Annotated in this window: 9 protein-coding genes; 3 read left to right on the forward strand and 6 right to left on the reverse strand. The window is 49.6% G+C overall.

From position 1 onward, the window contains the following. Positions 1–13: 13 nt before the first annotated feature. The 6 genes from IEV98_RS02325 to IEV98_RS02350 form a co-directional block, all read right to left on the reverse strand. Positions 14–3,274 (reverse strand): SusC/RagA family TonB-linked outer membrane protein, encoded by a 3,261-nt coding sequence (locus tag IEV98_RS02325; protein ID WP_229738528.1) that lies wholly within the window; start codon positions 3,272–3,274, stop codon positions 14–16. Positions 3,275–3,781: 507 nt separating this feature from the next. Then, positions 3,782–4,462 (reverse strand): DUF3823 domain-containing protein, encoded by a 681-nt coding sequence (locus IEV98_RS02330; RefSeq protein WP_188504318.1) that lies wholly within the window; start codon positions 4,460–4,462, stop codon positions 3,782–3,784. 11 nt (positions 4,463–4,473) lie between these two features. Continuing rightward, positions 4,474–6,402, reverse strand: coding sequence for a RagB/SusD family nutrient uptake outer membrane protein (locus IEV98_RS02335; RefSeq protein ID WP_188504319.1), 1,929 nt, complete (start codon positions 6,400–6,402; stop codon positions 4,474–4,476). An 11-nt stretch (positions 6,403–6,413) separates the two neighbouring features. After that, positions 6,414–9,620: a SusC/RagA family TonB-linked outer membrane protein gene (locus tag IEV98_RS02340; RefSeq protein ID WP_229738529.1), complete on the reverse strand. Its 3,207-nt coding sequence runs from the start codon at positions 9,618–9,620 to the stop codon at positions 6,414–6,416. 172 nt (positions 9,621–9,792) lie between these two features. Then, complete coding sequence (locus IEV98_RS02345) at positions 9,793–10,806, reverse strand: family 43 glycosylhydrolase (protein ID WP_188504320.1); 1,014 nt, start codon at positions 10,804–10,806, stop codon at positions 9,793–9,795. Between the two features lie 40 nt (positions 10,807–10,846). Further along, positions 10,847–12,766, reverse strand: coding sequence for a glycoside hydrolase family 97 protein (locus IEV98_RS02350; RefSeq protein ID WP_188504321.1), 1,920 nt, complete (start codon positions 12,764–12,766; stop codon positions 10,847–10,849). Positions 12,767–13,109: 343 nt separating this feature from the next. Here IEV98_RS02350 and IEV98_RS02355 point away from each other — a divergent pair, with 343 nt between their 5' ends. From IEV98_RS02355 to IEV98_RS02365, 3 genes are all read left to right on the forward strand, one after another. After that, on the forward strand, positions 13,110–13,808 hold the full coding sequence (locus IEV98_RS02355) for an NUDIX hydrolase (protein WP_188504322.1): 699 nt from the start codon (positions 13,110–13,112) through the stop codon (positions 13,806–13,808). Between the two features lie 113 nt (positions 13,809–13,921). Next, positions 13,922–15,586 (forward strand): ribulokinase, encoded by a 1,665-nt coding sequence (locus IEV98_RS02360; RefSeq protein WP_188504323.1) that lies wholly within the window; start codon positions 13,922–13,924, stop codon positions 15,584–15,586. After that, positions 15,579–16,283 carry an L-ribulose-5-phosphate 4-epimerase gene (locus tag IEV98_RS02365; protein WP_188504324.1) on the forward strand — a complete coding sequence of 235 codons (705 nt, stop codon included), beginning with the start codon at positions 15,579–15,581 and terminating at the stop codon, positions 16,281–16,283. Before IEV98_RS02360 ends, IEV98_RS02365 begins: the two co-directional genes overlap by 8 nt. The last annotated feature ends 6 nt before the right edge of the window (positions 16,284–16,289 follow it).

Below are 16,289 nucleotides of genomic sequence, written 5' to 3' on the forward strand. Positions count from 1 at the left end.
TAGTCTCCTTCCTTTAAAATGTAACAGCGATACCGGTATTCAACAACCGGGCTTGGGGATAATAGTGTCCCAATTGATTGGTTGACTCCGGATCCAATACGCCAACTTTGCTCCACGTAAATAGATTGAATCCGCTCATATATACACGGAGACTACTGATACCCGCCGGCTTCATCCATTGGGTCGGGAACGTGTAACCGAGCTCGAGGTTCTTCAACCGAATGTAATCGGTACTTCGCATCCAGTAGGTGTTGCCGGACGAATAATATTGGTCACTTCGGTCAGTAATACGGGGATGCTCGCTGCTCGGCGCATCCACCCGCCAGCGATTCTCATAAAAATCCAACAGGTAGTTGCCAATGGCGCCCGACTCATCCGTTCCAACCCGCAACTCACCGCCAGCGGCCCCTTGGAAAAGGACCGTAAGGTCAAAGCCTTTATACTGCAGGCCGATATTGAGTCCACCCTGGAAGGTGGGTATTGTATTCTTGTCGCGTCGCACCCGGTCATCGGCTGTAATGGCACCATCACCGTCGTAATCGACGAATTTCATATCACCCGGTCTCAATGAGTTGGTTACGTCACTATAATCCAACGTATTGGCGGCAATGTCCGCTTCATCCCGAAATACGCCGTCATAGATGTAAAATAAACCCGAGTTAATGGTCCGGCCGGTCGATTGCTGCCACTCCGGTGCGCCCGGCGATTCATCCCAGAATATAATTTTATTTTTCGCATATCCACCGTTCACGCTTACATTGAGGTTCAACTCGCCGATTTGGTCCGTGTAACCCGCGCTAAAGTCCCAGCCGCCATTTTCTACGATGCCGATGTTTTCGGCGGGCAGTGTCATACCCGTGGTTTGGGGAATAGAGGCGTTTCTGCGCCAAAGAATACTCTCCCTCCTGTTTTTGAACCATTCCACCGTAAAATTAAATTTGCCACCCATCAGCTGTCCATCCAAACCGATATTATAGTTATTTGCGACTTCCCAGGTGATGAATGCATTGGGTACACGAGTTTCATAGAGTGTTTTAACCAATTCATTGCCTACGATATAAGTACCGAATCCATAAGTTGAAAAATATTGATATTCCTGCAATGCGCCATCGTACTCGATATTATCATTACCCATCTGTCCATACGAACCACGTAGCTTCAGGTAGTTGACAAAAGGCACTCCGTCTTTCCAAAAGTCCTCTTCCGAAATCATCCAGCCAGCCATTACGCCAGGGAAAAAACCGTATCGACTGCTTTCCGGAAACATGTAGGAACCGTCATAGCGCCAGAGAAATTCGGCGATGTACTTGCTTTTATAGTTATAGCCTACACGGCCGAAGTAATTGAGTCGCGCACGCTCCCACGCACCACCACCATTGTTTTTTTCCGCTTCCCCTCCCGCAAATAAATAGTCGATATTTGTTGAAATAAAGTATCGGCGAAACGCATTGAAGTTTTCATTGCTGATCGTCTCCCTGTTGACACCGGCCAACAGGTTGAGGGTATGATCACCGAAAGTTCGATCATACGCGAGGATCCCCCCCAACAATACGTTTAATTGATCCTCGTCACCTTGGTTAAGTCGTGGTTCGGCGGGCCCACGTTGTCCCCGAACCAATAATGGGGTAGTCCCATCATCTTCGTAATCGCCCTGCCAGGTATACAGGTACCAGGGGATTTCCCACCGCTTTGTTTTCCGGACATATTTGTCGACGGACGCCGTACCCGTGAATTTAAGCCCTTCCACCCAAGGCACGGTGATGTTCACCTCGCCATTGGTCTGGAAGTAATACCGCTTATCGCGGTCGTACCCCGTTTGATCGGTGGTAATAACCACCGGGTTTTCACCGTATTCGATATCCGGGCCAGGCATCCCGTTTGGCCAGAAAGCCGGCTCCGTAGGTATACCCCGCATCAGCATCCGGAAAATCGCACCCGCTGATTTAGTTGGGAACTCTCGGTCTTCCTGCCTGCCCAATAGGCCGATTTTCGTACTGATATACTTGTTGATATTGGCATCTAGGTTTACCCGTACGTCATACTGCGAATAACCTGTAGCCGACTTTTTGTAGTAGGCATCTTGGTTCTGGTAACCGATAGAGGTGAGGTACTTGATATCATCGGTACCGCCGCTTATCTGCAGGTTATGTTGGGATTGCGGAGACCAGTTCTTCAGTGCGGCATCATACCAATTGGTGTTGGGATGCCCCCAAGGATCCGATCCGTCGGCATACAGCTGGATGTCTTCTGGTGAGAACGGTGCCGTCAGCACCGATCCATCTGCCCGAGTATACGTCCCTGTCTCATCCAATGCCGACTGTGCACCCGACCATTCGGCCACCGGCAACTTAAACACCTCCAATTCATTCCGCATCTCCGCATACTGCACCGCATCGGCCAAATCGGGGATTACAGTTGGTTGTGAAAACGCTTGATTAAAGGTATACGATAAGGTAGGCTTCCCAGATTGGCCTCGCTTGGTGGTGATGAGGATTACTCCGTTGGCCGCTCTCGCTCCGTAAATGGCCGCAGAGGCATCTTTCAGTACGGATATATTGTCGATGTCTGCCGGGTTCACGCGTTCAAAACCACCGGCGCGAGCAGGGATACCATCAATAACAATCAACGGACCACTGTTGCCCAATGTATTTGTACCCCGTATCCGAATGGACGCCCCATCATATCCCGGCTCAGCACTCCCCTGCGTAGCTACGACACCCGGCAAACGGCCTGCCAATGCATTGGATAGGTTGACGGTAGGCGACTTCATCAACTCCGCGCTTTTCACCGACGCTACCGATCCGGTAATCGTTTCCCTACGCTGGGTTCCATATCCGACCACTACAACCTCTTCTAAGTTAGACATTGAGGCATCTAATTCCAATTGAACATCGATACGCGCGGTTTCAGCGGTAATCGTCTGGGAAACATATCCAACAAATGAAAACACCAGCGCTGCGCCCTTGGTAACTTCGAGGCTGTAATTCCCGTCGTCATTGGTCGTAGTCCCAATTGTGCTTCCTGCTACGGCAACGCTTACACCAGCGATAGGTGCGTCCTGCACGTCAGTGACCTTACCTTGTACTGTCAAAGTGCCCTCTTGGGCCAACAACAAATTGCCTGAAAGTGCCATCGCCATCCATAGTACGGCGAGCGAGGTGCTTAGCAAGCTCCGATAAAAGTAATTCAGTTTGTCTCGAAATCGAAACAACCCAGCTGTTCTTACCCAAGAATCTGTCTGGCTAAGAACACCTTTGATTAACATTTGGATCATAATGGTGTGTGTTTAATGGTGTGAAATAAAATAGGTGAACACGCTTTGTGGCTTTTCTTGGTGTGTTTGTGATTCATAAATTGGTTTGTTTTAAGGGTAGAACTTACTACTTTAGAATAAAGCAGTACGAACCAAATAATTTTTATCGTTAAGTAAACACTTATATCTATCAGTTGTTTTCCGCCAAAGAAGCTAACATATTTATTCAATCATATTGAAGGGATATGTAGTCTTAAGATAGATGCTTTCAACCAATATGGTTTGCTGAGGTGTTTGAAAAACTAGTGTGTGTTTGTTTTCTGCCTACTTACCTAGCAAATACGAATCATAATTTTCACAATAATAGCGCATTAGTTTTATATTTTCAACTACGTAACTTACACAAACGTTTGCGTAATCCATAACTAGCTATAGCTAACTATTTTATATTGTTTCAGGTTTGTTACAAAAAAAGGCGCCCAACTTATTGGGCGCCTTGATGGTAAAAGCAGCAAAGCTAGCTTTGCTTTACAAGGTAATCTGCTGGGGCTGCGAATAGAGGTACTCCGCTACTCCCGTCGCCTTCACGCCGATACGGGCAAACAAGTAACCCTTATCAGCTAAAGAAGCCGGAATACTTACCGTCAGCTCGATGGGTTGATTGAAGTCGGCAATCGCTCCCGATACGACCTCAGCCCGTGCTGCGCTATTGTTTTGATCCACAATCAACGTCTGCCCCAAGTAAATCGCCACACGCTCAAGCGACCGAGACGTGTTGACTTGCTGGATGGTTACCGTACCCGTGATTTCATTTCCATTACGCTGAAAAGACTGGTTCGTGATAATGAAATAGGGGTCCACTGGAACATCCACCGAAGCCGTTCCCTTTAGGTTTACATCCAGGGAGTCGGTATTGTCTGCCCAAGGACCATTCCCCCGCAAAAGGACGAGCTTATAATTGCCATCAAACAATCGCGCGGAGAAGGATCCATCTTGGTCGACGTGAATGGGAATCTTCGAGAACAAGTCGTACCCATGCTGCCAGAGTTCCAGCTGCACGCCACCGGATCGCAATCCCAGTGGTTGCCCTTGATGAACCACACGCCCCGTGAGCATCGATGTCGGGGCATCAAAATTATCCTTTTCGCAACCCATCGCCATAATGACCACTATGGAAAGGAGGCTATATATATAATTAATTGTTTTCATGATACTTACAATTAGTGGAATGGATTTCTAACGATTTTCGGGTTGTTATTGATCACACCTTGATCGATGGATGAGTAATAGTTGCCCATCTGGAAAAACCGGGGTGCCCGGAAGCGGGGTGCCGCCATTTTGACAAATACATACTTACCGTCGCGCGCAGCGTCGCCCGGACGTACCACACGATAGGGATAGAGTGCATAAACCACTGCATCGGGGTTGCTGGAGCTTCCATTCCAAACATCGTGCGCGATCCGCCAACGCTTCAGGTCCCATACGCGATGGTCTTCGAAGGCCAGTTCAACCCGTCGTTCATTCCGGATCCGCTCCACGGTGATTGTCGATGCAGTTACACTGTTCGCACCAAAGCCCGCGCGTTCCCGCAATGTACTCAGGTATTGGGCCGCGTCTGCATCCCGATTCAATTCAAACGCCGCTTCGGCTGCATTGAGATAAACCTCCCCCAAACGGAACCACACCCACCATACGTCGCTTCGGATACCCCGCGTGCTGGTGCCCGGACCGGAATCGACATATTTCCGGAGATAGAACCCGGTGTTGGAAACCTCCATGATGGAGCGGTGCGGACCTCCAGTGGCCGTCAGGAGCTTTCCGTCACCATGGGGATAACTTTCTCCGCCCCATGTCGAGCCCAGATCAGCCCCTTCTACGGTCTGGTAGGAATTAGACGCTGCATTCCAAACCATTACACCGGCCTGCATCTCAACGGTCAGCCCCTTGAACGATGCACCGGGATAAATCACCGTGCCGTAGAGCCGTGCATCCTTATTGGCAAAGATATCGGTTACCTGATCGTAATAGATGAAATCGCTGTTGTCCGCAGTACGCGTCTTTAATTCGCCGTTGCTGCCGTCAAGGTATTCGTAGCGCTCCACCAAGTTCAGCGAAGGTGTAATATTGGACGAGCTGAGGTTATCTTCCCGGATACTCCGGGGGATGTTGTCATACGCGAAGCCGTGCCGTTTATCCTTCGACGACAAGAAATCCCATGCGAAAATCACTTCGTCGTTTCCGGTCTTCCTGACCACCGCTTCGTAGAAGTTTTCGCCCAGATCCGGGTTATTCTGATAAAGTGCATACCCTCCGCTAGTGATAATCTCCGCAGACGCCGCAAGCGATTTTTCGAAGTATTCGTCCGCGCGGCTGGCGGGTATACCCACTTCGCCACCGGGAGTGGTAATGGGGCCGCCCATTTCGTTGTTGTATTTCGCCAACGATCCCGCATATAGCATGGCCCGGCTTTTCAATGCCAACGCCGTATATTTGTTGGCGCGCGTGTTGCTTCCGGTATTGCCTAAGTCGTCTTTGATCGCATCCACTTCATCGGCAATGAAATCATAGACCTCGGCTTCCTTGGCACGTGGTGCCTGCATGTAAGACGGATCGCCACTGTAATCGTAAATAAGCTGTGTGGTAATCAGTGGCACACCGCCCATGCGCTTTACCAGCTCGAAATAATTGTAGGCCCGCAAAAAGCGGAGCTCTGCGCTGAACTGTGCTTTTTGCTCGCCACTCAAGCTCACCCCGTATTTCTCGATATTCTCCAACGCGAGGTTAATATCCCGTACCAGGCTGTAATTCCACACGCGCCAGCGATCGAATGGATAATTGACGATGTTATTCCTGCCTTCTTCGTTAGAAAAACCCGACCACATGGCGTCGTCATAGTCGGCCATCCGTCGCCATTGGGCCTGCCGTTCCTGGTTGGCATCAATGGAGGTATGATCCGGATCGTTCAGCCCCATGTCCGTGGGCAACCGGTCGTAAAAATTGGCCAGCAATCCCAAAATCTGTTTGGGATCATTCCAAACCTGTTCTTCTAAGATGATGTTCTTTGGCGTCCGCTCCAACCAATCCTTCGCACAGGAAAGAAAGGCGAGCGGTAAGATGCTGAGTATGGCTAACTGATATATTCGTTTCATGGCTATCCTATTTAAAGCGACAAATTAAATCCAAACGTGTATAGTTTCTGCTGCGGATACACCAGCCCGTTTGTACTGCTTATTTCCGGATCGATTTCAAACTCCTTCACGTTATCCAAGGAGAATAAGTTGGTGCCGTTGGCAAAGATGCGTAGGCCCGATATACCCACCCGTTCGATGAGCTGCCGGGGGAAGCTGTAAGCGACCTCCAGGTTCCGAAGGCGCAGGTAACGTACATTCGTGACCCAGAAATCACTTCTCCGATAATTGACGTGTGTATTGAGGTCTTTCCGCAATGCCGGATAAGTTCCCGGTATCCATTGGCTGTTCGGGTCGTACGGGTCGACCCGGCGCCAGTGGTCATCGGCGAACGACTGGAGTAAGTTTCCGTTATTCTGGAAGGGATATTTCAATTCCCAATCCCGGAAAAAGGTCTGCATGCCCGCACCTACAAAATCGAAGGCAACGCTGATACCTTTCCAGCCAACGCTGCCGTTGATGCCGTAATTGAAATAAGGCAGTGCGCCTTCGGCATAGCCGATAGGTTCCAAATCCAGATCGTTGATGATACCATCACCATTGACATCCTTGAATTTGAGGTCGCCCGGAAGCAGGCTGCGATTGCCCTGTCCGTCGATATTGACAGGGTGGTTATCAATCTCTTCCTGCGACTGGAATTGACCGATGACCTGATATCCCCAGTTGATGCTTGCCCAGCGGTCTTCCGCCGATCGCCGATATTCATCGTATGAATTCCCAAAGCGCGGCTTATAGGTATTCAGGCTGCGCAGGCGGGCCAAGGTCGCATTCACACCGATGGAGTACTGCACATTGCCAGCCTGGTCCTGCCAGGTGACCATGCCGTCCATGCCTCGTGTCGCATCGGCATTTAGGTTTTCGTTGGGCAGTGTATATCCGACTTCACTGGGCAGCAATACATCATATCGGGCAGCGGGCAACCCCGTACGCCGACGTTCAAACAAATCAAATTGACCACTCAACTTGCCGAACACCGTAAAATCAAACCCCACATTCTGTGTACGGTTGGTTACCCACGAAAGATTGGTAATGGGCAACCCGCGTGGCCGCAATCCATTCACAAAATTCCCATCGAGTACGGCACTCCGGCCAGCATTCACATTGCCGCCGCCGAAGGTATAGCCGGGCAGGTAGTCAAAGGCGCCGATACCGATTTCACTGCCCGTCTCACCGTACGATAACCGGAGTTTGAAATCATTCAGCCAATTGCCAATACGGTCCTTGATAAACGCTTCTTCACTGAGCCGCCAACCTACGGAAACACCCGGGAAGAAACCCCATCGGTGGTCTGGCGCGTAAAGGAATGAACCGTCATAACGACCCATTAATTCAAGTAAGTACTTTTGGGCAAAGTTATAATTGATACGACCGATATAACCCGCACGCGCTTCTACACTCCATTCGTCCGCCAGATAGTCTTGCTCAGCAAAAAACATCAGCGGGATGTAGTTGTTAGATGGCACCGTGTGGATGACATTGTAGGAATTTTCCATATCTGATCGTTCAAAAGCGGCCACCGCAGCGATCGAATGCTGGCCAATCTGTTTGTCGTAGCTCAGCTGGAATTGTGCAAACCGCGATACGACGTTGCGCTTATGTTTTTCACGCCAGGGGTTCTGGTTACCGAAACCCGGCTGGGTATAATACGTATCCGTGGCCTCGTCATACAGGTAGGCATCATAGGTATATTCGAAGCCATCGAAGTCCTCGTTGGTGAAGTTATACGAGTACAGCCCCTTCGCCTTCAGTCCGAATTTAAAATCATATTCAGCAGTGAAATTTACATTCATCGCACGCCACCACTCGTCTACCCACCCGGTCACATCGTCTTTGTAGGTAGCCGGGTTGACATTTACGTTGTGTGTCTGGTGGATATAGTCCGGATTGTCATTCGCATAAGGGCTTTCGGTAGGCCACATGCTGAATACGCTCAGCAGGGGATTGAAGTAATCGTCTAGGCCCGGTACACCCACGTTATGCCTTTTTTCCACGCGTGCGCTAATCTGCGTGCCCACCGTCAGTCCCTTGGCCAAGTTGCCACTGATGTTGGCCTGCAGGTTCGTCCGGTTGAAATTGAAATCCCTGACGATGGCATCTTGATTAATGTGGCTCAGCGAAATGTAATAATTGGACCGCTCTGAGCCACCCGAAGCGTTGGCACTAAGGTAGTATTGCGGTACATTGGGACGCATCACTTCCTCAAAATAATCGTAGCTTTTGTATCCCTTTTCCGTTCCCGCTTCCCATTTGACTAATTGGTCGGGGCTATAGAGCAGTGCAGGGTCATTGCCAAAGTTCTGTGCCGATTCCAGCAACCCGCGGATATACTGGCCCGCGTTTGCCGGCCGGGGAAAACGTGTGAAATTCTGCATGCCGTAGTAGCTGGTCACGTTGATGCTGGTGTTTTCACCTCTCCGGCCTTTCTTGGTGGTAATGAGGACAACGCCGTTGGATGCCCGCAATCCGTAGACGGACGCTGAAGCGTCTTTCAATACCGTGATGCTCTCGATATCTTCCAGCCCGAGGTTATTGAAGATATTCTGGCCCGATACCCCCGTATTGAATCCGAATGCAGTTGTTCCGTCACTGGTGCTGTACGGTACCCCATCGATGACATACAATGGATTCCCCAAGTTGCGCACTTGGATATTCGCGCCATTGCCCGGCCGCGAATCCGTGGTACGCGCGGTGACACCAGGCACTTTGCCTACCAATGCACTGGTCGCAGCAACAGCGGGCGTCCGCACCAGGTCTTCCGACCCAATCGTGCTGACCGCCCCTGTAATCGATGCTTTGGTCTGCGTACCATATCCCACGACAACGACCTCGCTCAGGGCCTCATTACTGGCCTCCAGTTGCACGTCTATGGTCGTGCGGTTGGCTATGGCCACCTCTTGGGTACTGTAACCGATGTAGGTAAATACCAATATACCGTTGCCGTTGGGCAACCGCAACGAATACACCCCTTGTTCATTGGTGGTAGCTCCACCGTTACCCCCCTTCAACAAAACGCTCACGCCGGCAATCGGTTCGCCTTCGCCATTGGTAACGGTGCCCTGCACCACGATTTCTTGTAAGTGGGCTATCCCATATCCATGCCCTCCCAACACCATACCTAGGAGTACCCCGATATGCATAAAGCGTCTAAAGATTGCTTTCTTTAGTCTATACTTGCTCATAACTAGTTAATTTTCTGGTTGGTAATTATTTGATTAAAGCTTCCGGAAACATCGAAATGTCATGGCGGAGGGCCGATGAATAGTCGTTTCATACCGAATGGTTAATTGCGATATGCGCTTACCAAGCACATATATTGTTAACAAAACACTTATTTATAGACAAAAAAGCCTTTCAGTTTATCAACTCCGGCCACCCGTGCTCGTCCCAAGCCAACCGCGCTATACGCAGTTTGGAAACACCGTTATCGTCGCCATCATAACCGTGGAAAATCAAGTAATCCTCGCCGTCAAACGTATAGACCGAATTATGTCCTACGCCTTGCCAACGCTCATCTCCTGCCAGCAGCAATTTACCGCCACCGGAAGCGAGTGGCGTACCATGGTCATCGACATAGGGTCCGGTTGCCTGCGTTGATCGTCCCACAATCATTTTATACGTGCTTTCTAGGCCTTTGCAGCAGTAATCGATGGAGGCAAATAGGTAATAGTAATCCTTCTTTTTGAAGATAAACGGCGCCTCGATGGCATTGCCGCCGGCATCTTTGGGATTAGCTGCAGTAGCCGGCGGGTTGGATGCTCCGGAGCCGGCTATCCGGCTTGCGATGGTGGGCAACTGCAATGTATCGCCAACAACCGCCATTCGATTTGGCGCGAGCTGGATCATCTTCAAACCACCCCAAAACGAGCCAAAGCTTAAATACGCCGTACCGGCATCGTCTTCCACGACATTCGGGTCGATCGCGTTCCAATTCGTTATGCCGGGATACGATTGGATGATTTTTCCGCGATCCTTCCATTCAAATCGGGGATCCTCGGGGTCAAGCGTTACATTCGTGGCTAAACCAATGCACGATGTATTTTTCCCGAATGCGGAAACCGAATAATACAAGTAATACTGGCCGTTGTGATAACTGATGTCTGGCGCCCAGAAATGCCCCTTAAAGGTAGGGACAGCGGCGATGGTCCACGCTGGCGGAGCGTTAAACACGGGTGATTCCCGTTTCCATTCGGTTAAGTCGGTCGACGACCACACGGCGATTCCCCGCCCCGTCGCAAACAGGTAATAAGTACCCTTGTGTTTAGCCATTACCGGATCGTGTACCCGGACGGCAGTGGGTTGCGCATAAATTCGGGTGCTTCCGATATTACATGCGACAACGAGTATAATTAAAACAAGCGGTCTCATAATTTAATAACTGAATATAAATACATTGCGAAACGATTCCTTATTCCAGTACGACCACAAAGCCCCCATTTGGCTTTACAGCAATCGCAATCTCCATAAGCGGGACGGTTTCCACCTTAAAATCACCGGCTTCCGGTCCATCCGTTATCAGCATGGCGTGATGAATTCCCTCAAATGTGGACAGGTCGACCGTCAATTTCTTCGCTTCGGCCTCACCATTAATCCCCGCGATATACCATCGTCCATCCGACTTTCTGGCGATGGTCACATCTTTCCCGGGAAACCCACTGATAAATCGAACATCATCCCAGGAGTTGGGTAGCGCGCGCAGAAATGCCTTGACCTGTGCCGGCACCTGTACCATACCTTCCGGCGATTCGGCATAATGCTGTATGCCGGAAATAAAGAGCACGCTGGTAGCCAGTTCAAATGCTGCGGTGGTACGCCGTTGCACTTGGGTACGTACCTTAGACAGGTTCATCGGCGTATAATCCATGGGATCGAATGCGTTGCGTGTAAACGGCAAGATCGTTGCATGGGTAGCCTGTCGGTCCGCATCCTCCTGCATAAAGGTGACCATCTCAAAGCCACGTACAGCTTCCACGGTCATCAGGTGTGGATAGGTGCGCGACCAGCCGCGGGGCAACGTAGCCCCATGAAAATTAACCAATAGCCCCTGCTTGGCGGCATCTTCCAAAATATCGATGTAATATCGGATCACCGATCGCCCGTCGCCGCCGAAGAAATCGATTTTGACACCTTTGATCCCCATCGCCTTGATACGCGCAAATTCTTCGTTCCGGCCCTCGTGGGTAAGTAGTTTGTCTTTTGGTGTGTATTTGACTGTATTCCAAATGCCGGCAGAATTGTACCACAATAGCAAGCCAACATTTTTGGTTGCTGCATAGTCGGCTAATTCCGCTATCTTTTCGTAACCGATCTTGCGGTCCCAATTGACGTCGATCAGGCAATATTGCCAGTTCATATCAGCGGCGAAGTCGATGTATTTCCGCTGTTCTTCGTATACGATGCGATCGTCTTTCGAATTGATCCAGCTCCAGGATGATTTACCCGGTTTCACGACATCTTCAGCAATAACAATGGCCTTATCAGCGACATCAAGCCCCAAATTGGATTCCACGACAGTGGCCAGTGAACCTACCGTGACCACACGCCAAGGTGAGTAAAACGGCTCGCTGGACGCTGGAAGTAATCCGCCATCTGGCATGACTTCCAACGGATCGGGGAAACCGATCCGGTATTCGCCGGCAGCCTCGCCCTGCACAAGCCGTGTTGCACAGTACGTCCCGTCCAGACCTGCCTCGGTAATCAGTGCCCATACACGATCTACTTGGAAAAGTGCCGGATACACCCAGCCCGTGGCCGGCGCTGCCGTACTTACAGGGATTCCCTGTTCATAATGTTCTTCGTACGACGGATTGGTTTGTTCCCATCCGGATTTGGCAGCAGCCATGGGTTGCAGCCAACCCTTCGCATGACTCGGAAATCGAAAGGATGTCAATTCCCTATGGATGGTCAGTTGCTGCCCCGTGGAGTTTGGGAAATAGTAACGGAAAGCGACACCATCGTCCGAAACTTGAAAAACCAGATCATAGCCCTGATTATCGCCATTGCGCAATTGCAATATGCGTCGGTTGGCCGAATAGGTGTTCAATCGCCGTTTCCCCGTCCTGACCTCATAGGCAGCTGTTATTCGCTCCGGCTCCGATGCGGCCACAATACGTACATCGTCCCTACCCTCGGCTGAAACACCCAAAGTCGCCCGATCCAATACCGTATGGCCGTCCTTGCTTATCGAATACGAAATCTGGCCCGGACCGTCTGACCATATCTCGGTGCTCAACCGATTGTCGGGACTTGATAAGGTGTAATGTTCTTCACTGTGCGCCAACGCACCCCCATAAACGAACATGCTAATAAATAAGCAGATACCGCGCATGTAGATGATGTTTTAGTGTTTATAATCGGCCTCGCTTTAAGCAAGCAAAATCGATAGGACTAAATTCGGATTATTTTAAATAAACGTCAACAAAACATTTAAGTAATTTTAAACTAAATGCTGCTTAATAAAATTAAAAAACTCATTTGCAAACACTTAAAATTTAAAATTCATTTGTATGTTTGCGCAACCTTGCATCCGGCATGATAAAATAATGTCATTTGCTGACAACATATCGCCATAAATTAGGGTAAAATCAGTTATTAAAAAGTTAAATTACGTCGTATAATCCCATTTGAATCCATTATTATTGTACAAATATCAACAGTAGAAACCCGACATTATGACAAAATACATTAAACAGACACGTATCCTGGTTGCAGTGGACTGCATTATATTCGGATTTGATGGTTTTAACCTCAAATTGTTGTTGATTAAAAGGGGGTTTGAACCCGAAAAGAATAAGTGGAGCCTTATGGGTGGATTTGTCCAATCGGATGAAAAACCCGAGGACGCCGCCTCGCGGGTGCTTAAGCAACTCACTGGGTTGAAGAATGTGTATATGGAACAGCTATTGGTATTCGGTGAACCGGAACGGGATCCCATAGAACGGACCGTCAGTATCACCTACTTTGCGCTTATTGACATCAAAAAATATGAAAAACAGCTCAGTGACGACTATCGAGCCGAATGGTTCCAGTTGGACCGCATACCGCAATTGATCTTTGATCACGACAAAATGGTGCAACATGCTAAAAACAGATTAAGGTATAAAGCAGCCCTGCATCCCATTTTGTTTGAATTGCTGCCCGAAAAATTTACCATCCCGCAGATCATGACCCTCTACGAACAGGTATATGATGTGCAACTGGATAAGCGTAATTTCACACGCAAATTGCGTTCAACAGGACTGCTCATCAAACAGCTGGACAAAGACAAGGAGAACTCCAAGAAAGGTGCCTTTTACTACAAACTCGATAAAACGACGTACAAAGAAAAATTCACCAAGTTCTTGAATTTCGTGTCGAATCCCGAATACTAAAAAATAAACGATTGGATAATAAATAAAATTTTGCTTCGTTTTTGCTTTTAATTCTCATCAATTAAATGTTATTTTGACACGACTAATCAATTAACCTCAAGAAGTATAGCGGAATGAGCGTAAAATATGTAATCGGTGTAGATTTCGGAACGGATTCGGTTCGCTCGGTATTGGTAAGTACCGAAACCGGAGAAGCGGCTGCCACGGCCGTATTCGACTATCCACGCTGGAAAAACGGGTTGTATTGCAAGGCAACTCAAAACCAATTCAGGCAGCACCCCTTGGATTATATCGAGGGGCTGGAATACACGATACGTGCTTGTGTTGAGCAAGCGGGTCCTGCCATTGCTGCACGTGTGGTAGGTATATCCGTAGACACGACGGGCTCTACTCCTGTAGCCGTCGACAAGCGGGGAACACCGCTCGCGCTGCTTCCCGAATTTTCCGACAATCCAAATGCGATGTTCGTGTTATGGAAAGACCATACCTCGGTAAAGGAGGCAGCCGAAATCAATACCCACGCTAAAAAATTTGCAACAGACTACCTCCAATATGTTGGTGGCATTTATTCGTCGGAATGGTTCTGGGCCAAGCTGCTCCACGTTTTCAGGCAGGATGAACAGGTCAATCAAGCCACGCATTCGTGGGTGGAGCACTGCGACTGGATTCCTTTCTTGCTATGCGGCGGAGACCAAGCCGCCGACATCAAACGGGGTGTCTGTTCAGCAGGGCATAAGTCATTGTGGGCAGCCGAATTTGGTGGATTCCCACCGAATGATTTTTTCGCCACGTTGGATCCATTATTGGATGGTTTTACTGCAAAATTACCGCAAGAGACGTTTACCGCCGACCAAGCTGCGGGTACATTGAGTGCCGAGTGGGCCGCAAAACTGGGACTCCATACGGATGTTGTTATCGGCATTGGCGCATTTGACTGCCACATGGGGGCTGTAGGTGGACAGATTGAACCGTACTACCTCAGCAAAATCATCGGTACGTCTACGTGCGATATCCTCGTTGCACCCAAGCATGAAATGGAAGGCAAGCTGGTGCACGGTATCTGTGGACAGGTAGACGGCTCTGTCATCCCCGGCATGATCGGCCTGGAAGCGGGACAGTCGGCTTTCGGCGACGTATACGCTTGGTTCAAAAACCTGTTGGCATGGCCATTGAAAACGTTAGCGGAGGCAGGCCAACATGCGATCATGCAACAAGTCGAAGATCAACTGCTACACGAACTCAGCAAGCAGGCGATGCAGCTTCCGGTCACCGAAGATATCGAACTTGCTGTCGATTGGCTCAACGGAAGGCGTACACCTGATGCTAACCAGTTGCTCAAAGGAGCTATTGTGGGGCTTACGTTGGCTTCCGATGCACCCCGGATATTCCGGGCGTTGGTCGAGGCTACGGCTTTCGGGGCCAAGAAAATCGTTGATCGTTTTATCGAACAAGGCATTCCCGTGAAAGGCCTGATCGCGCTTGGTGGAATACCTCGCAAGTCGCCATTCGTCATGCAGTTGATGGCTGATGTCATTGGCATGCCCATCAAGGTACATCGGTCAGAACAAACCTGTGCCATCGGCGCAGCCATGTTTGCAGCGACCGCGGCGGGCGTATTCACTGATGTAGCAGAAGCTATGCAGCAAATGGGCCAAGGGTTTGATCGGGAATATCGTCCCAATCCCCAACATACCATCCAATATGCTAAGCGATATGCGCGGTATACCCGTGTGGGGAATTTTATTGAAGAACAGATCACGAATCAGTCACATGAGTAGTCAATACGAAGAAATCAAGCAGGAAGCCTATCGGCAGAACATGCAGTTGCCACAACTGGGATTGGTCTTGTTCACATTCGGGAATGCCAGTGTCGCCGACCATCGCCTGGGCGTCTTCGCGATCAAGCCAAGCGGTGTGGCTTACGTGGACCTAACCCCTGAGAAGATGGTTATTGTGGATTTTGACGGAAAGGGCGTGGAGGGCAACCTGCGCCCGTCATCGGATACCAAAACCCACGCCGTCTTGTATAAACACTGGCCGACCGTCGGGGGAATTGTTCATACACACTCCACGTATGCTACTGCATGGGCACAAAGTCTGCGCGATATCCCCATCTATGGAACCACCCACGCCGACCATCTAACCATCGATATCCCATGTGCACCGCCCATGGCCGACGAAAAGATTTCAGGGAATTATGAATATGAAACAGGATTCCAGATACTCAACCATTTTGAAGCGAATAATCTCAATCCTGAAGAAGTGGAAATGATATTGGTGGGCAACCATGCGCCTTTCACGTGGGGGAAAACTGGTGAAAAAGCAGTATATAATAGTGCCGTCCTGGAATATGTGGCAAAAATGGCAACACTGACTGAACAAATCAATCTAAAAGCGCCCCGGTTGAAAGATGCGCTCATCAAGAAACATTTCGAACGTAAGCATGGACCGGATTCATACTATGGGCAGTCGTAGTAGGGA

It is taken from the genome of Parapedobacter pyrenivorans, assembly GCF_014636865.1.
Taxonomy (GTDB): Bacteria; Bacteroidota; Bacteroidia; order Sphingobacteriales; family Sphingobacteriaceae; genus Parapedobacter; species Parapedobacter pyrenivorans.